Here is a 16,437-nt window from a genome sequence, read left to right on the forward strand (position 1 = left end):
CAGTACAAATACTGAAAAACCCGATTTCTATAAGAAACCGGGTTTTTAGAAACGCGATAAAACGACATTCCTACCCGAAATCAGAGAGGGGGCTAAAATGCGTCAAGCCACTTATCAATAATTGGGCTGATAATGCTAACCTACACATTAAACCGGAACAGCATTACATCACCTTCCTTGACAATATATTCTTTCCCTTCACTGCGGACTAAGCCTTTTTCCTTCGCAGCATTCATAGAGCCAGTTATCACTAAATCTTGATAGGCAACTGTCTCCGCCCGAATAAAACCGCGCTCAAAATCAGAGTGAATGACGCCTGCTGCTTGGGGTGCTGTCATTCCGGCGTGAATTGTCCAAGCGCGAGTTTCTTTAGGACCAGTTGTAAAGTAGGTACGCAAGCCTAAAAGTTCGTAAGTGGCGCGAATCAGAGATTTTAATCCGCCTTCTTCCACTCCAAGAGAACCCAGAAATTCAGCTTTATCTTCTTCTGGCAATTCAACTAATTCTGCTTCCACTTGGGCCGAAACAATGACGACTTGGGCGTTTTCTTGAGTCGCAATTTCCCGCACTTGTTCTACATATTTATTGCCGGTTGCCAAATCATCCTCAGAGACGTTGGCAGCATAAATAATTGGTTTACCTGTGAGCAATCCTAATCCCTTGAGCGCTTCAGCTTCTTCTTCATTTAAGTTGGCCCGCCGCGCTGGTTTGCCCTCATTTAATAAAGCGCTCAATTTTTCTAGCGCAGCGAGTTCAATCTGTCCTTCTTTGCTAGTACGGGCAGCTTTGCGAGTGCGCTCAATTCGTCGCTCCACTTGGGATAAATCTGATAAAGCCAGCTCTAAATTAATAATGTCAATATCTCGCGCTGGATCAACAGATCCGGCAACGTGGATAATGTCATCATTCTCGAAACATCGCACTACATGAACAATGGCATCAACTTCTCGAATGTGGGACAAAAATTGATTACCCAGTCCTTCCCCCTGACTAGCACCTTTCACTAAACCAGCAATATCCACAAACTCAACCCGTGTCGGGATAATTTGCGCCGAACTGGAAATATTAGCCAGGGCGTTTAACCGTTCATCTGGCACCGACACGACACCAACATTGGGTTCGATGGTGCAAAAAGGGAAATTGGCAGCTTCAGCCTTGGCATTGGCAACCAAGGCGTTAAATAAGGTAGATTTTCCGACGTTGGGAAGTCCGACAATTCCGGCTCTAAGCATCTTAGTTCAAGAGGTAAAACTGGGTAGAATCAATTAGATAGGTTCAGGAATCGGTTGAGGAATCGGACCTGGAACCGGCTGGGGAATGGGCGCTGGCACTGGCTCTGGCACAGGTGAGGGAATCGGCTGGGGAACGGGGGCTGGCACTGGCTCTGGCACAGGTGAGGGAATGGGTTCTGGTACAGGTCCCGGTACGGGTTCTGGTACTTCTGGCGGCGATCCAGGAATCGGATTAGGCTCCGAGCCGGGGATCGGGCTGGGGATGGTTGGTTGGGGGATAGGATTAGGACTGGGATTAATCATGGCGATCGCATTGAACAATTTAACCCTATCAAAATAGGTAAGAACGCATAACAATGACATCCCCCGGAATAACGACATTCCGCAACACTTACACTTGAAGATTCATCCAACCGCATCCAAACTCATTACTGTAGCAGGTATTGAGAACGCATTAACTCGTCTGCGATCGCTTTTCGATGCAAGTTGAACTGCCCCTACGAAATTGTTGGGCAGAAACGATCTATCCTAAACCGGCAAAGGCAAAAAGCGCTCGGATTTTCTCCCCCGCTTACCTTCCGGATATCACCGATTTTAGAAAAATTTCCAGCATGGATTTTATCCCAGGGTCTCAAACAACTACCCCATTAGTGGACGCCCTTCAAGCGTGCGCCAAGAAGCATCATGCACCCTTTTACACGCCCGGACACAAGCGGGGGCAAGGAATTTCCCAACGGTTAGCGGATTTGCTCGGAACCGCCGTGTTTCCAGCAGATTTACCAGAATTACCGGAGTTAGATAACTTGTTTGCCCCAGAGGGCGTGATCCAAGAAGCCCAGGAACTGGCAGCGGCAGCGTTTGGGGCAGAACGCACTTGGTTTTTGGTCAATGGTTCGACTTGTGGATTAATGGCGGCAATTTTAGCTACCTGTGGTGAGGGGGACAAAATTATTCTGCCTCGGAATATCCATTCCTCGGCAATCCACGGCTTAATCCTTTCGGGTGCGATTCCGATTTTTGTGAATCCAGAATACGACCTAGAGCTAAATATTGCCCACAGTATCACCCCATCGGCGGTAGCAGACGCCCTGCAACAGCATCCGGACACCAAGGCGGTGATGATGGTTTACCCGACTTACTATGGCGTTTGCGGGGATATCAGAGCGATCGCGCAAATTGCTCATCAGCACGGTATCCCTTTGCTCGTAGACGAAGCCCACGGTGCCCATTTTGCCTTTCATCCAGATTTGCCCACTTCTGCCCTCGCCGCTGGAGCCGACTTAACGGTACAATCCACCCACAAGGTACTGGGGGCACTCACCCAGGCATCCATGCTGCACGTCCAAGGCAATCGAGTTAATTGCGATCGCTTGAGCAAAGCTTTACAACTGGTACAATCTACCAGCCCGAGCTATTTGTTGCTGGCTTCGCTGGATGCAGCGCGTCAGCAAATGGCATTGCACGGGGAAGCGCTAATGGCGAAAACCTTACAGTTAGCTGAGGAAGCGATTACCCAAATTAGCCAAATTTCTGGGTTATCCGTGTTAAAAACTGCCAAAACACCGGGTTTTGTTGCCCTTGACAAAACCCGGCTGAGTGTTAAGGTTTCTGACTTAGGTTGGACGGGATTTGAAGCGGATGAAATTCTCCATCAACAGCTAGGCGTGACTGCTGAGTTACCATCGCTGCACAGTTTGACTTTTATCATCAGTTTGGGAAACACTCCATCTGATATTGTGCAGATGGTATCGGCACTCCGAATTTTAGTGCAGGAGCGATCGCCCACCACATCAATAGCCCCATACCTGGATGTCTTCACCCGGTGGAAAGCTGAATTTCTCCAGATTCATCCTTCATCCTTCGTGCTTCATCCTTCCATCTCTCCCCGTCAAGCATTTTTTTCCCAAACCCAAACGTTGCCGGTGGAAAAGACTGTAGAACGCATCAGTGCCGAACTTATTTGTCCCTATCCACCCGGAATTCCCGTGTTGATGCCAGGGGAAGCGATCGCTCCCTCCGCCTTGGATTACCTGCAACAGATTCTCGCCTTGGGTGGAAGTATTACGGGTTGTAGCGATCCGACCCTCAAAACGTTAAAGGTTGTTCGCTAATTGGAGACAGGCTTAAACTCAAAACTTAGACGCGAGCGATCGCCTCTCTAGTACTCAAAACTTCAGACGTGAGCGATCGCGTCTCTACTACTCAAAACTTAAAACTTTCTATGTGGCCCTACGTAACTCCTGGTATCCCAGATGACCTCTTCGAGCGGTTGCCCGGTATTCCCCTCAGCAAGCGCGAGGTGCGGTTGCTGTTGATTTCCTTACTCAGACTCAAACCCGATTCTGTGTTGTGGGATATTGGCGCGGGAACCGGCACGATCCCCGTAGAAACCGGCTTATTATGTCCGAAAGGTCGAATTATTGCCGTAGAACGCGATGAGGAAGTGGCAAGTTTGATTCGTCGTAACTGCGATCGCTTTGGGGTTCGTAATGTCGAAGTCGTTGAAGGAAGCGCCCCAGAGTGCCTAAAAGACTTACCCGTTCCCCCCCATCGGGTTTGCATCGAAGGCGGACAACCCATCAAGGATATTCTCAAGGTCGTTTGGCAATACTTAGAACCGCAAGGTAGGGTGGTTGCAACGGCGGCTAATCTAGAAAGTCTCTATGCCGTTTCCGAAGGCTTCGCCGAATTACAAGCTCGAAATATCGAGGTGGTTCAATCTGCCGTCAATCGTTTGGAAACGCGAGGCACCCATCAGATCTTTGCCGCAGTCAATCCAATTTTTATCTTGAGTGGCGAGAAACTGGATTGAAAATCTTAATCCTAAAGGCTAGAGCAGCATTCTTGACGATTGAGAACACAAAAATTCCCGTTAAGATGCGTACCATCAAGAAATTTATTTTTTGTCGGGATTGACGAACGGTGTCAGGAGAAATGAGCAGGATGCTGAAAAAAAGCGTTGGCTTTATTCTAAATTAACGGCAGCAATTGCCTAAATCTGTTTTAGATCGGTTAAAGTGTGCAAAAGTAATTCTTAATCTTATTAAGACTAGATTAACTTCGTTGTTGCGGTCTCAAGAGCGCATCTTATGCCTTGGTCTCGTATTTTTAGTGGAATCGTCGCGATCGCTGTCGCCCTCCTGATGCTCTTTTTTGGAGGATGGTTCTTTACAGTTGGTCTGTGCATCATCGTCTATCTCGGTCAGTTAGAGTATTTTCAGATGGCACGAGCCAAGGGCATGGCACCCGCTGGCAAAACTACTCTGGTAGTGAGCCAAGTTCTGTTAATCACAGCGTCTCTGGCACCAGCCTTGACAGATGCCATGTTTCCCCTGGCAGGAACGTTGATTTGTTTCTATCTTCTGTTTCAGCCCAAGCTTGCCACAATTGCCGATATTTCCGCCTCTATATTGGGGTTGTTCTACGGCGGCTATCTGCCCAGCTACTGGGTGCGCCTGCGCGTCGGACTCGCTCCCGCGATCGCGATTGCAGAGCCATTGAATGGCTATTTGCCCGCTTCCTGGCACGAACTTAGCACTTTGCCCCAAGGTTTGACGGCAACGCTTTTGGCCTTCCTCTGTATTTGGGCTGCTGATATCGGTGCTTACATCTTTGGTAAATTCTTTGGTCGCACGCGCCTTTCTGAGATTAGCCCCAAAAAGACTGTCGAAGGAGCTGTATTTGGGGTTCTTGGCAGTGTGGTAGTGGCAATTGCTGGAGCTTGGTATCTGAATTGGCCCAGTTGGCAGTTCAGTGGCTTGGCTTTAGGGCTGCTGGTTGGGATTGCGAGCTTGCTGGGAGACTTAACGGAGTCGATGATGAAGCGAGATGCTGGGGTAAAGGACTCAGGGCAACTGATTCCGGGTCACGGCGGCATTTTAGATCGGGCTGATAGTTACGTGTTTACCGCTCCCCTGGTGTATTATTTCGTCACACTCTTGTTACCTTTATTACCCCGCTAGAAAAGTCTTTCTACACGATTGGGGCACACGATAGAGGCAATTGGTAAGCAAAGTTTAGTAGTGAAAATCTCTTTTATCTGCCTCTTTTGTGTACCTCAGTCCTAGCCAACCCTCAGTCCTAACTCCTAAGTCCTCAGCCCTCAGTCCTAACTCCTAAGTCCTATTTTTATTCGGCTGGAATGACATTAATCCGCCCGCGACAAACTAACTGACCCGGAATCACAGTTAATTCCTGAATATCTAATTCTGGGCCTAAATCTATCTTGAATTCATCCAAATTGCCTCGGAGCAGTTCCTGTTGCGTCTCGATACAGGGGGACTCTAGAAGCAGTTCGTGAGGGCTAGCTAACTTTAGACCTGTCCGCAGCACTAGAGGTGTAGCGTTACCCGATGGGTCTGTTAAAGTGCCGCTGAGTTTCAAACTTTCCGGATCGATGGTAATCTGTTGCCAACTGATTTGCTGGTCTTTTAAGATGTCAGCTGGGTGCGTTGGAACTGCTTGGAGTAGTGTCCCCAGTAAATCAGTTAAAGCAGTGGCGAATAAGGGTGCCTGGAGAGATGCCTTAAGGTCTGTCTCCTCTAGTATTAGCTCACCGGAAACGGGGATGGGTTCGAGAAGGCGTAAAGGTTTACCTCTAAGAACTTGACCCAGGTTGATGCGAATGTTTTCTCCGGTTAACTGAATGCGTGACAGATGCAGTCCTTGATACACTGCATGGTTGGCGGCAATAAAAACTTGAGGGATATAACCTGTAAGGATTTGGCGATCGCCTCCGGAAATTTTAAACTGGAGGTTTTCAACTTGCGAAACTTGCGATCGCAACCACAGCCGCAACGCTGGTGATAATGTTGTGCTGATAATCCTGCTCCCTTGCTTAGATGTCAATGGCTTTCTTCCTGTAATATTTGTACATAGTCTAATTAGAGGTCAATTTTGGGTTTTAGACTGGCGATTCCTTCAAAATCCTAAATCTAAGATCAAAAATCCCTAATAGTCTAGCCGAGGCACTGCCTCAACAAGCTAAGCCCTAACCTTTATTCATTCGTCGCTCGATTTCGCCTATGGCCGAAAGGCTACAAAAAATTCTTTCCCAATGGGGTATTGCCTCCCGCCGCCAAGCTGAAAAAATGATTGAAGCAGGGCGCGTGCGGGTCAATGGTACTGTTGTGCATCTGGGGCAAACAGCAAATCCAGAACAAGACCGGATTGAAGTTGATGGCAAACTTGTACTCCCAGCTCATCGTCCTCAAATGCTCTATATCTTGCTTTACAAACCTGCTGGGGTAGTTTCTACGTGCCGCGATCCTCAAAAGCGCCGCACGATTCTTGATTTACTGCCTCCTGCACTCCGAGAAGGTCAGGGATTGCATCCAGTTGGACGTCTAGATGCCGAATCCACCGGCGCGTTATTGGTCACAAATGACGGTGAAATGACGCTACGCTTGACCCATCCGCGATATCATCTTCCTAAAACTTACCAAGTTTGGATTCAGGGTCATCCCCCAGAAGAGGTACTAAAATCCTGGCGTCAGGGTATTCTACTGTCAGGGAAAAAGACATTGCCTGCTCAAGTTCGCGTTTTGGATGTGCGGGGTTCTCAAACCTGCTTGGAAGTGATTCTTACAGAAGGGAGAAACCGACAAATTCGACGCATTGCCGAGCAACTGGGCTATCCCGTCATTCATCTACACCGTGCCGCGATTGGTCCCATTTGTTTAAAACGAACAGGGGAGCCTATGTTCCCTGGTACTTATCGTTTTCTTGAAGATTTTGAAATCAGTTTTCTACAAAACCAAGTCAATCTAACATCAATAGAAGTGCCAGCAGACATCAAGGAGCGCCGTGTATGAAGGAGAATCCACTTCATCTTCAACAGCAACAAATTGAGAAGCTAAAAGAACTGGGGTCTCGCCTCCGCCAGGTGCGTGAGGAACAATCTCTGTCCCTAGAGGAAGTTGGCGACAAAACCAGGATTCAAGTTCGTCTGCTCAAGGCAATTGAGGAAGGTAGGCGCGAAATCTTGCCTGAACCCGTCTATATTCAAGGCTTTATCAAGCGGTATGCTGATGCACTGGGATTAGATGGGGTAGAGTATTCTGACACTTTTCCCAGTGGGCCGATTTTCCAGCTTATTAAGCCGACCTGGCGGTATTATTTGCCATCAGCTCAGCTGCGACCGATTCACCTTTACTTGATCTATGTGTTTCTGGTGATTGGTGCAGTGAACGGTCTGTCTTACGTGGTGAATCGTCCGGCTTTAGAAGTAGGAAAGGGCGGGACTCAAGAGCGATCGCCTAGAGAGTCTCTCGCCAAAGCTAATGCAGCCAATACAGACTTGCAAGAAAAACTAGGGCCGTTTACCCCAGCAGTATTCAGCAGCAATACCAGTCAAACGGGTAAGCCGGTACGGGTTGGCGTAACCGTCAAAACCCCATCATGGATTCGGGTAGTGGTGGATGGCAAGACGCAGTTTGAGGGAACGCTCCCCCAAGGCACTCAGCGCATCTGGGTTGCAGAGGAGACACTGATTGTAAAAGCTGGTAATGCGGGTGGTATCCTAGTCGCTTTTAATGATGAAAAGGCAAAGAAACTGGGTGCCCCCGGTAAAGTTCGAGAAGTAACCTTTGCCGCTAATCCTCCTGGATCTTAATGAGTGCTGAGAACTGTGAGGGTCGAGACGCGATCGCGTTTTTCTTCAAAGACACGCGATATACACCAGTGACGCAAGCGATCGCCCAAGCCCTCACCCCTCAGTCCTCACCTCTCGACCCCGATCCCTCAGTCCTCAGTCCTCAGTCCTCAGTCCTCAGCCCTCACCCCTCAGTCCTGATTCTTAATTGGGGCGCGACCGAAAGTTTCAGTTAGAGTTTTGAGACGATAGCCGATCTCTTGGTTCACGGCTTCAGGTCGATACCGCCACTCCCAATTTCCCTCTGCTTTACCGGGAAAATTCATTCGGGCATCGCCCCCCAATCCCAAAAGATCCTGAAAAGGAATAATTGCCTGATTTGCCACCGAAGCCATCGCCAGCCGGATCGCATCCCAGTGGATGCCGTCGGAACTGATGCAACCCACATAACGCAGGAGATTCTCCCTTTCATAGTCTGAAAGTTGATAGAACCAGCCTACCGTGGTGTCATTATCATGGGTGCCGGTGTAAACCACACAGTTGCGCGGATAGTTAAAAGGCAAAAAGCCGTTGCCAGAATCCGAACCAAAGGCAAACTGTAAAATCTTCATCCCCGGAAATTCAAACTTATCTCGCAGCGCCTCTACCTCTGGGGTAATCACGCCCAAATCCTCTGCCAGGATAGGAAGCTTGCCTAATTTATCGTTCAGTAGCTTAAAGAAACCTTCTCCAGGAGCCTCAATCCACTCCCCATTCATAGCAGTCGTTTCGCCCTGCTTAACTGCCCAGTAGGCTTGGAAACCTCGGAAGTGGTCAATCCGAATAATGTCAATGTAATCTAACAAAGATTCAAAGCGCTGTATCCACCACTTAAAGTTTTGCTGCTGCAACTTTTCCCAGTTATAGACTGGATTGCCCCACAACTGGCCTGTGGCGCTGAAGTAGTCCGGTGGAACTCCAGCCATCAGCGCTGGTTCCCCCGTCTGTTCGTCCAAGCAAAAGATATCTGGATGCGACCAGACATCGGCACTATCGTGAGCCACATAAATTGGAATATCGCCAATAATCTCAATACTGCCCAAGTTGGCATAGCTTTTCAGTTGAGTCCATTGCCGGAAAAACTCAAACTGTAAGTATTTGTGGTAATAAATCTCATCATTCAGCCGCTGCCGCCACTGTTCTAAGGCTTCCGGTTGGCGTTTAGCAATTTCCGGTTCCCAGTTATACCAACTAGCGTGTCCCTGAGCTTCCCGGATCGCCATAAATAAGGCATAGTCATCAAGCCAATGAGCCGCCTTGCAAAAACTTGCAAATTCCTTTTGCTGTAAGGTTGATGCCTGGTTTTTAAAGTTTTCGCAGGCTTTAGCGAGCAAAGGCATTTTGGTCTGGATCGCCCGCTCAAAATCCACCCTGTCTAGGGAAAATTCTGGCAATCCAGAAAAATCATCCTCGGTAAGTAACCCCTCGTCGCGCAGCTTCTCAGGACTAATCAGTAAGGGATTTCCCGCCAATGCTGAATAGCACATATAGGGAGAATTGCCATAGCCGGTTGGTCCTAATGGCAAAACCTGCCAAAATTGCTGGGAACTCTCCACCAAAAAATCAATAAAGCGATAAGCTTCTAACCCGAGATCGCCGATGCCAAACCGGCTAGGAAAACAAGTGGGGTGTAGCAAAATGCCACTAGATCTAGGAAACGGCATAAATAACCTGATGGAGAGGATGCAAACGATTTGACATTATCACGGTACGCAGAAGTTTGACACTCACTCCTAGGGCGGGTTGCATTCGGTAATTCAACCGTCATAAATGACAGCGATCGCGGCAGAATAAATTCAGCCTTTTTTCCCTCGATCCCGCTCATTGGGGGGCAATATATTCAGAATGACTTACCGAAACCCTGCTCCGACTGTCGATATCATTATTGAACTGATCGATCGACCGCATCGACCGATTGTATTAATTGAACGCCAAAACCCACCTTATGGTTGGGCAATTCCGGGTGGATTTATTGATTACGGGGAGAAAGCAGAAGCGGCGGCGCGGCGCGAAGCGCAGGAAGAAATTAGCTTACAGGTGGAGTTAATTGAACAATTCCAGGTGTATTCCGATCCCAGCCGCGATCCGCGAAGTCATACGATGAGCGTTGTGTTTATCGCAACGGCGACGGGCGAACCTCAAGCTGCTGATGATGCCAAGGCGGTTGGAATTTTTGAATCTTGGCGAATTCCCACGGATTTATGCTTCGATCACGACAAAATTTTGCACGATTATTGGCGTTATCGGCATTACGGGATACGTCCTCGATTGTCTTGAGGCGGTTTATAGCCAATGGGTAATGGCTTTTTAGCTCAGGTTAAACTTAAATACAAAAGGGAAAAGCCATAAACTGCCGCTACTCGCTATGATGCAACTTCAGAGAAATCGCACGTTTGCCGCTACTCTGCTTCACCGGCGGCAACGACTTGCCGAGTTAATTGATTTTCCAGTTATTCTCTGGTCTGGGCGTAGTAGTTCCCGAAATTATCCAGCCAATACTTTCCCATTTCGCGCCAGCAGTCATTTCCTCTATTTTGCGGGGGTACCTCTGGAAAATACGGCGATCCGCCTCGAAGCTGGGAAACTAGAACTGTTTATGGATGATGCGTCTCCTGCCAGTGCCCTCTGGCATGGAGAAATGCCGAAACGTGAGGAAATTGCCCAGGCGATTGGAGCGGATGCGGTATTTTCGATGGCAGAATTGGAGTCACGCTCAGCGGATGCTGCGACTATCTCGGTGCAGGATGCCGCAACTAGGCAGCAACAAGCTCAGATAATGCATCGCGCGATCGCATCCGCAAATGCATCTCAGGGAATTGATGGGGAGTTAGCACGAGCCATTATATTTTTGCGACTCAGCCACGATGCAGGTGCTTTGGCAGAATTACGACAAGCTGCATCTGTCACCGTGGAAGCTCACTTAGCGGGAATGGCTGCCACATCCAGCGCCAAGTTGGAGGCAGGTGTGCGTGCGGCAATGGAGAGTGTCATCATCTCACAGAATATGAGCTGCGCTTACCCCAGTATCGTCACGGTTCACGGGGAGGTTCTCCACAATCAGCAGTATTGGCACCCCCTGCAATCGGGAGACTTGCTGCTGGCGGATGTGGGCGCTGAAACATCAATGGGCTGGGCAGCAGATGTCACGCGCACTTGGCCTGTATCGGGTAGGTTCTCTTCTACCCAAAGAGAAATCTATAATTTGGTTTTGGCGGCTCACGATGCTTGCATTGCCAAAATCCGCCCGGATGTGGAGTATCGGGAGATTCATCTATTGGCAGCGACTGCGATCGCCCAAGGGTTGGTGGATTTAGGCATTCTGCGGGGCAGTGCGGAAGATTTGGTAGAAATGGATGCTCATGCCTTGTTTTTCCCTCACGGAATCGGTCATTTAGTGGGTTTGGATGTCCACGATATGGAAGATTTGGGGGATTTGGCGGGGTATGAAGAGGGGAGAACTCGAAGCGATCGCTTTGGTTTAGCTTACCTGCGGCTCGATCGCCCCTTACGCGCTGGAATGTTAGTCACCATTGAACCAGGATTCTATCGAGTTCCGGCAATTTTAAATGACCCCAATTTCCGAGCAAAATATCAGGATGTGGTGAATTGGGATCGCCTCTCTCACTTTGAAGATGTGCGCGGGATTCGCATAGAAGATGATGTTCTAGTCACCCAATCAGGCAGCGAAGTTCTTACAGCAGCATTGCCAACCGATGCCGATGTAATTGAGTCTTTGGTTAAGAAGGAATCCCGCGTTTTCTTCGGAACCGGGCAACCAATGACTGGAAAAGCACCCGCCGGTATTCCCACTTTTATTAAGCGTTGTCGCGCAATTTTTGAACAAGTTAGCCCCCAATTGATGAAGGATTATCCTGACTGGTTTATCGCGATTGAGGCAGATAGCGGTGAGTATTTTCTGGATGTAGATCACAAGGTTGCCAAACAAAAGGCGCTTGAGAAATACCCGGATGGGTTAATTTCTACTTTACAACTGCTTAAATAAGTTCCTGTCGGTAAGAAATCCTTTGGGGAAAGGGTAAATAAAATTTTACCTTTTCCCGATTTGGTTTTCTCTTAAAAGATTTATTGGCTTGATTTTGGACGTGTTGTAGCGATTATTATGCTTGAATTAGCGATTAGCTAAATGAATGATGCTGGTATTCTATACAATGATTCAAAACTTTAAAGAAAAACAATTTTTCTGAAAAATGTATCGCAAGTAACTACTAGCTATGCATTGAAAAGGTATTCTTAGATAATGCAAATCCGTCTCAAAAAAATATTAATGGGTAGTTCTTAATTATTGATTTCAGTTTATCAAAGAAAATCAACAAAGTCCATAATATTCAGAAAAAAACTTTTTTGAATGGGTGAATTTCTAACACACCCATTCAAACCGAAAAGTTCATTGATAAGAGCTATTGAGCCTTTAATTTCCGTTCTTTCAGTTTCAGTAAGATATCGGCATGAACCTCACGAGTCAGAGGATAAAAGTATGCCAGGATTAATCCACAAATTAGGGCAATTGTTGGTAGAGGTCCGATGGCGATGCGAATCGCTAAAAGTGCAGAATCCGGTTGAATCGGGGCTAAGTTCTCTGGGGTAGACCGAATGTATTGATTCCACTCCAGGCTTTTCAAGACTAAAGCCACGGCAACAGCTAAACTGACTTTTTGCAAGAACACCATGAAGCTGTAAAAAATCCCTTCCCGCCGCTGTCCGGTTTTTAGTTCATCTAATTCAATCACATCTGGCAGCATCGACCACGGGATCAAATAAGCTGTAGAAACGCCAAAACCTGCCATCACTCCTAACACGTACATGAAAGCAATTTGACCGGGCTGTAAGAAAAACAATCCCGCCTGGGCAATAATCCACACGCTCATTCCCATAAAATATACGGCTTTTTTACCGTATCGCTGGCTAAGCTTACTCCAGATAAAGAGCATCAACAATGCTGTTCCCTGCACCGCTAGAATGACTTGGGCAACGACTGCATCGCTTAAGCGCATCCAACTGAGAACAAAATAAGGAATGATAGCTGCTGTGACCTGGACAGCTAACCAGGAACATAGATAAATTCCAACAACATATAAAAAAGGGCGATTGCTCAAAACAATCCGCACTTGTTGCAAAATTGGGAGGGAGACAGGTTGTTCAAAGGTGGGATTTTGTGCCGCCCTTGCCAAAATGCGATCGCGTGTCCCCCAAATACACCAATAAATCGGTAAGACCGACAAGATTGCACAAACGATGCCCATCACCAAATATTGCTGGATGCGGTCATTAGGAATCAAAGCGGCGATGATTCCGAACACAATCACAGAGACGATACTTCCCCCAATCGAGAAAGCAAACCGATAGCTGTTGAGATTCGTGCGTTCGTTGTAGTCCTGAGTCAGTTCTGGAGTTAGGGCAGTGTAGGGTAAATTAACGGCGGTGTAAAACGAATTAAACAAAATCGAGATGACAATGTAATACCAGAACAATCCCCATTGATTCGCAGAGTCATTGGCGCTAAATCGAGGCACTAGCCACTGCAAAAAGAACGTGATTCCAAACGGAATCGCCCCATATAACATCCAGGGAAGCCGACGCCCCCAGCGTGGCGAGTTTGTTCTGTCGCTAAGCACCCCGACAACCGGATCGTTCACCGCATCCCAAACCTTGCCAATCAGGAGAATCCAAGTCGCTAGTCCAGCGGCGATTCCGGCGACATCGGTCAGAAAATAGGCGGTATAAAACACCCCAATATTTGCGGTGATCGCAGCACCTACATCACCGGCACCATAAGCCAGTTTCGTACTTAACTTTAGCTTTTCGCTGTCGGGTGTCGCGGGGGAATGCTCAGAAGAGGAATCACTCATGGCAGTTGGCTGATGGCAGGGGGATTGAAAATTTCAAAAAAGTATCGCATCTGTCTCCCAAGAGCGGGAATTTTATAGCATTTGTTCTATAGCATTTGTACTGTTCTCTAAACCTGTTCAATTGTGCCTGTTATGCCAGAGCTTTACGTGTCATGGTCAGAGTACCACCAAAAAATCGAACAGTTGGCGGCAATCATCTATCAATCCGGCTGGGAGTTTAACCAGATTGTCTGCCTTGCCAGGGGCGGTCTACGGGTGGGTGATATTTTATCGCGAATTTACCACAAACCGTTGGCAATTTTAGCTGCCACTTCTTACGGTGGCACAGGCGATCGCTTCCGGGGTTCGCTTGCCTTCGCCCGCGACCTCACCATGACTTCCCCACATCTGGGTAGCCGCATTCTCCTGGTGGATGACTTAGTGGATTCTGGCATCACCCTCCGGGAAGCCATCCCTTGGCTGAAACATCATTATGCGGCTGATGTCGAGCAGATTCGATCCGCCGTCATTTGGTACAAAGCTTGCTCCGTCATCGCGCCTGATTACTATGTGGACTATCTCCCGGAAAACCCCTGGATTCACCAACCCTTTGAAAAATACGAACAGGTCGATCCCTCAGAGTTAGCCCAACGCTATGCTGCTGTTTCAGCGACCAAATAACACCAACCAAACCGGCAGAGTCAATAGGAGTCCTATCGTCCCGACAACCAGTGCCGTCACGGTTAAATCTCGGTCGAGATTGTAGGTTTCTGCCAAGATGAGGGTGGCAAACGCTGGAGGCATTGCCATCTGTAAAACAATGACCAGATGGGGTGCCCCACTCACACCCAGCAGCCCAACCCCAACGCCCAGTACCAGCGGAACTAGCAGCATTTTAATCCCTAAGCTCACAGATGCCGAAGGGAGGCTACCCCAGGAAGAAAGCTGGCTGAGGCGCATACCGATTAGCACCAAAGCCAGCGCCACTCCACTCCAAGCAATCATTTGCAGCAATTGTTCGGCGGGTTCGGGTAGGGGGAAGTTGCGAAAACCCAGCCCAAAGCCAAAACTCCACAGCGCTGGATTAATCAGCACTGCCTGTAGGGACGGGAAGACGCCCTTCTCTGCCCCAACCCCAAAACGAGCCGCCAAGACAACGCCCAAGCCGTAGGCTCCCAGCGTGGTGCCCATCAGGTCATAAAATAGCGCCCACCCAAAGTACTGCTGCCCGACGAGAGCGAGGGTGACGGGATAACCCAAGTAGCCGGTGTTCCCGACCATTGAGGCTAATAGAAAACTTCCTTGAGTGGATTTACTCCAAGCTTTTTTAGGGAATTGCGAGGCTTGTCTTCCCATCCAAAACCAGGCTAATCCGGCTCCCACCAAAATTGCCACCCAAGCGGCGACGGGTGCAATCCAAATTGGCCCAGATAAGTCGGCGTGACGCAGAAACGCCACAATGCCGAGCGGGACTCCAATCCAAAAGAGAAACTTCCCTAAATAGGTGGGAACTACTTTGGGCAGTTGGCGACCCAAAACCCATCCCAGCAAAATGCCACCACCTAGCCGGAAATAGAGTTCCAGCAGTTGAATTCCTATATTAGGCATCGTCTCATGGGTTGTCAGCAGAAGGTTTAGACTGACACCTGTACGATATGTCAGCCTCTATTCATGTTAAGCATCAGGGTTGATGACGAGGCATCTGGGAATACACGGCGGCTGTTGATATTCGCTCAGTCTAAAATACTTGTAAAGTTAGGTGTTGAGTCTCAGTGCCGTTGTTGGATATCTAAGAATTGATAACTAACCACAAAAACAACAGGAGTGGCTCTTTTGGAAAACGCGGGTATGCCTGAAAAACCACCCAAGTCGGCACTGCCGATAGACGATATTCCGGAGGCGTTGCGGGATACGCCGTACCTCGGACGACGCCAGCGACAGTGGCAGCCGATTCTCCTGTTTGGCGGTTTGTTGGGATTGGGAGCGATCGCGCTGATTATCGGTATCTTACTCCCCCGTCCTGTATCCGAATCGGATGCATCAACGCCTGTCCAAAATCAGATTCCAGGCATTCAAACGCCTTCCGCTACACCAGCAGTCAATACCCTCTTTGGACACTTTCCCTACCAAGAGGCACCCCAGTCCGAACTTGAGCCGATTACAGCGGATGGTCGCTTGAAAATGCGTAAAACTGCCGCCAGACAATATATAGCGATGGTAGCAGCGGCGCGAGCTTCCGGCGTTATCATCGTGCCAATTTCAGGATTTCGCTCGATTACCGAGCAGCAGCATTTATATTTTGACACCAAGGCGCAGCGCGGACAGTCAGCCGCCGAACGGGCAAAAGTGAGTGCGCCTCCTGGTCACAGCGAACATCATACTGGGTACGCGATAGACGTGGGTGATGGAAGAGTCCCCGCAACGAATCTCAGTCCTAACTTTGAGAAGACTGCGGCTTTTAAGTGGCTTCAGAAGAACGCTCCTTACTATAGCTTTGAGATATCGTTTCCCCGCAACAATCCCCAAGGCGTTAGTTATGAACCCTGGCACTGGCGCTATGTAGGCGATCGCGATAGTCTGGAAACATTTTATAAAGCCAAACAATTCGGAGGTGGGGCACAGCCATCGGGCGATCGCTCTGTCGTGTCCCCGACCAATCCCAACCCCAATACTTTACCCTAGCCAGTAATTAAAAATTAAAAATGCAAAATTTAAAGCACCAGTTTTA

General features: G+C 48.5%; 15 protein-coding genes and 1 pseudogene. 10 read left to right on the top strand and 6 right to left on the bottom strand.

Annotated elements, in window-relative coordinates; translation table 11 throughout:
• Positions 1-140 precede the first annotated feature (140 nt).
• Positions 141-1,232, bottom strand: coding sequence for a redox-regulated ATPase YchF (gene ychF, locus NC996_RS13060; protein ID WP_190682446.1), 1,092 nt, complete (start codon positions 1,230-1,232; stop codon positions 141-143).
• 33 nt (positions 1,233-1,265) lie between these two features.
• Positions 1,266-1,613 carry a hypothetical protein gene (locus tag NC996_RS13065; RefSeq protein WP_242037016.1) on the bottom strand — a complete coding sequence of 116 codons (348 nt, stop codon included), beginning with the start codon at positions 1,611-1,613 and terminating at the stop codon, positions 1,266-1,268.
• 230 nt (positions 1,614-1,843) lie between these two features.
• On the opposite strand from NC996_RS13065, the gene NC996_RS13070 reads away from it, so the two are divergent.
• The 3 genes from NC996_RS13070 to NC996_RS13080 all read left to right on the top strand — a co-directional run bounded on the left by NC996_RS13070 (position 1,844) and on the right by NC996_RS13080 (position 5,194).
• The gene (locus NC996_RS13070; RefSeq protein ID WP_190682515.1) at positions 1,844-3,343 is read left to right on the top strand and encodes an aminotransferase class I/II-fold pyridoxal phosphate-dependent enzyme; all 1,500 of its coding nucleotides are present in this window, start codon (positions 1,844-1,846) and stop codon (positions 3,341-3,343) included.
• A gap of 110 nt (positions 3,344-3,453) precedes the next feature.
• Positions 3,454-4,044, top strand: coding sequence for a precorrin-6Y C5,15-methyltransferase subunit CbiT (gene cbiT, locus NC996_RS13075; RefSeq protein ID WP_190411764.1), 591 nt, complete (start codon positions 3,454-3,456; stop codon positions 4,042-4,044).
• A gap of 277 nt (positions 4,045-4,321) precedes the next feature.
• Positions 4,322-5,194: a phosphatidate cytidylyltransferase gene (locus NC996_RS13080; RefSeq protein WP_190411763.1), complete on the top strand. Its 873-nt coding sequence runs from the start codon at positions 4,322-4,324 to the stop codon at positions 5,192-5,194.
• 166 nt (positions 5,195-5,360) lie between these two features.
• Here NC996_RS13080 and NC996_RS13085 read toward each other — a convergent pair whose 3' ends face one another.
• Positions 5,361-6,080 (bottom strand): DUF2993 domain-containing protein, encoded by a 720-nt coding sequence (locus tag NC996_RS13085; RefSeq protein WP_190432286.1) that lies wholly within the window; start codon positions 6,078-6,080, stop codon positions 5,361-5,363.
• 176 nt (positions 6,081-6,256) lie between these two features.
• Here NC996_RS13085 and NC996_RS13090 point away from each other — a divergent pair, with 176 nt between their 5' ends.
• The 3 genes from NC996_RS13090 to NC996_RS13100 are packed head-to-tail and all read left to right on the top strand — an operon-like array spanning position 6,257 to position 8,060.
• Complete coding sequence (locus tag NC996_RS13090; protein ID WP_190411761.1) at positions 6,257-7,045, top strand: pseudouridine synthase; 789 nt, start codon at positions 6,257-6,259, stop codon at positions 7,043-7,045.
• Complete coding sequence (locus tag NC996_RS13095) at positions 7,042-7,845, top strand: RodZ domain-containing protein (protein WP_190411760.1); 804 nt, start codon at positions 7,042-7,044, stop codon at positions 7,843-7,845. Before NC996_RS13090 ends, NC996_RS13095 begins: the two co-directional genes overlap by 4 nt.
• Complete coding sequence (locus NC996_RS13100; RefSeq protein WP_190411759.1) at positions 7,845-8,060, top strand: hypothetical protein; 216 nt, start codon at positions 7,845-7,847, stop codon at positions 8,058-8,060. The genes NC996_RS13095 and NC996_RS13100 overlap by 1 nt, the downstream gene beginning before the upstream one ends.
• Here NC996_RS13100 and malQ read toward each other — a convergent pair.
• A complete protein-coding gene (malQ, locus tag NC996_RS13105) occupies positions 8,016-9,527 on the bottom strand; it encodes a 4-alpha-glucanotransferase (RefSeq protein WP_190682449.1) in 1,512 nt (503 codons plus the stop codon). The two genes, NC996_RS13100 and malQ, sit on opposite strands and share 45 nt — an antisense overlap.
• A 181-nt stretch (positions 9,528-9,708) precedes the next feature.
• Between malQ and NC996_RS13110 the strand changes: the two genes are divergently transcribed.
• Together NC996_RS13110 and NC996_RS13115 are read left to right on the top strand one after the other, a co-directional pair.
• On the top strand, positions 9,709-10,140 hold the full coding sequence (locus NC996_RS13110) for an NUDIX hydrolase (protein ID WP_190427185.1): 432 nt from the start codon (positions 9,709-9,711) through the stop codon (positions 10,138-10,140).
• 88 nt (positions 10,141-10,228) lie between these two features.
• A pseudogene (locus tag NC996_RS13115) lies at positions 10,229-11,602 on the top strand (aminopeptidase P family protein); the annotation flags it as partial.
• 679 nt (positions 11,603-12,281) lie between these two features.
• On the opposite strand, the gene NC996_RS13120 reads toward NC996_RS13115, so the two are convergent.
• The gene (locus NC996_RS13120) at positions 12,282-13,730 is read right to left on the bottom strand and encodes an MFS transporter (RefSeq protein ID WP_190682454.1); all 1,449 of its coding nucleotides are present in this window, start codon (positions 13,728-13,730) and stop codon (positions 12,282-12,284) included.
• Between the two features lie 132 nt (positions 13,731-13,862).
• On the opposite strand from NC996_RS13120, the gene NC996_RS13125 reads away from it, so the two are divergent.
• Positions 13,863-14,390, top strand: a complete 528-nt coding sequence (locus NC996_RS13125; RefSeq protein ID WP_190427180.1) for a phosphoribosyltransferase — start codon at positions 13,863-13,865, stop codon at positions 14,388-14,390.
• Here the strand turns inward: NC996_RS13125 and NC996_RS13130 are convergent.
• Complete coding sequence (locus NC996_RS13130; protein ID WP_190682457.1) at positions 14,376-15,317, bottom strand: AEC family transporter; 942 nt, start codon at positions 15,315-15,317, stop codon at positions 14,376-14,378. The two genes, NC996_RS13125 and NC996_RS13130, sit on opposite strands and share 15 nt — an antisense overlap.
• 240 nt (positions 15,318-15,557) lie before the next feature.
• On the opposite strand from NC996_RS13130, the gene NC996_RS13135 reads away from it, so the two are divergent.
• Positions 15,558-16,391 carry a M15 family metallopeptidase gene (locus NC996_RS13135; RefSeq protein WP_190682461.1) on the top strand — a complete coding sequence of 278 codons (834 nt, stop codon included), beginning with the start codon at positions 15,558-15,560 and terminating at the stop codon, positions 16,389-16,391.
• Positions 16,392-16,437 lie beyond the last annotated feature (46 nt).

The sequence above is a fragment of the Trichocoleus sp. ST-U2 genome, assembly GCF_039961875.1.
GTDB lineage: Bacteria > Cyanobacteriota > Cyanobacteriia > Cyanobacteriales > FACHB-T130 > FACHB-T130.

Coding starts and splice junctions, on each gene's coding strand:
- ychF (WP_190682446.1), bottom strand. CDS start 1,232: ATGCTTAGAGCCGGAATTGTCGGACTTCCCAACGTCGGAAAATCTACC.
- NC996_RS13065 (WP_242037016.1), bottom strand. CDS start 1,613: ATGTCGTTATTCCGGGGGATGTCATTGTTATGCGTTCTTACCTATTTT.
- NC996_RS13070 (WP_190682515.1), top strand. CDS start 1,844: ATGGATTTTATCCCAGGGTCTCAAACAACTACCCCATTAGTGGACGCC.
- cbiT (WP_190411764.1), top strand. CDS start 3,454: ATGTGGCCCTACGTAACTCCTGGTATCCCAGATGACCTCTTCGAGCGG.
- NC996_RS13080 (WP_190411763.1), top strand. CDS start 4,322: ATGCCTTGGTCTCGTATTTTTAGTGGAATCGTCGCGATCGCTGTCGCC.
- NC996_RS13090 (WP_190411761.1), top strand. CDS start 6,257: ATGGCCGAAAGGCTACAAAAAATTCTTTCCCAATGGGGTATTGCCTCC.
- NC996_RS13095 (WP_190411760.1), top strand. CDS start 7,042: ATGAAGGAGAATCCACTTCATCTTCAACAGCAACAAATTGAGAAGCTA.
- NC996_RS13100 (WP_190411759.1), top strand. CDS start 7,845: ATGAGTGCTGAGAACTGTGAGGGTCGAGACGCGATCGCGTTTTTCTTC.
- malQ (WP_190682449.1), bottom strand. CDS start 9,527: ATGCCGTTTCCTAGATCTAGTGGCATTTTGCTACACCCCACTTGTTTT.
- NC996_RS13110 (WP_190427185.1), top strand. CDS start 9,709: ATGACTTACCGAAACCCTGCTCCGACTGTCGATATCATTATTGAACTG.
- NC996_RS13120 (WP_190682454.1), bottom strand. CDS start 13,730: ATGAGTGATTCCTCTTCTGAGCATTCCCCCGCGACACCCGACAGCGAA.
- NC996_RS13125 (WP_190427180.1), top strand. CDS start 13,863: ATGCCAGAGCTTTACGTGTCATGGTCAGAGTACCACCAAAAAATCGAA.
- NC996_RS13130 (WP_190682457.1), bottom strand. CDS start 15,317: ATGCCTAATATAGGAATTCAACTGCTGGAACTCTATTTCCGGCTAGGT.
- NC996_RS13135 (WP_190682461.1), top strand. CDS start 15,558: ATGCCTGAAAAACCACCCAAGTCGGCACTGCCGATAGACGATATTCCG.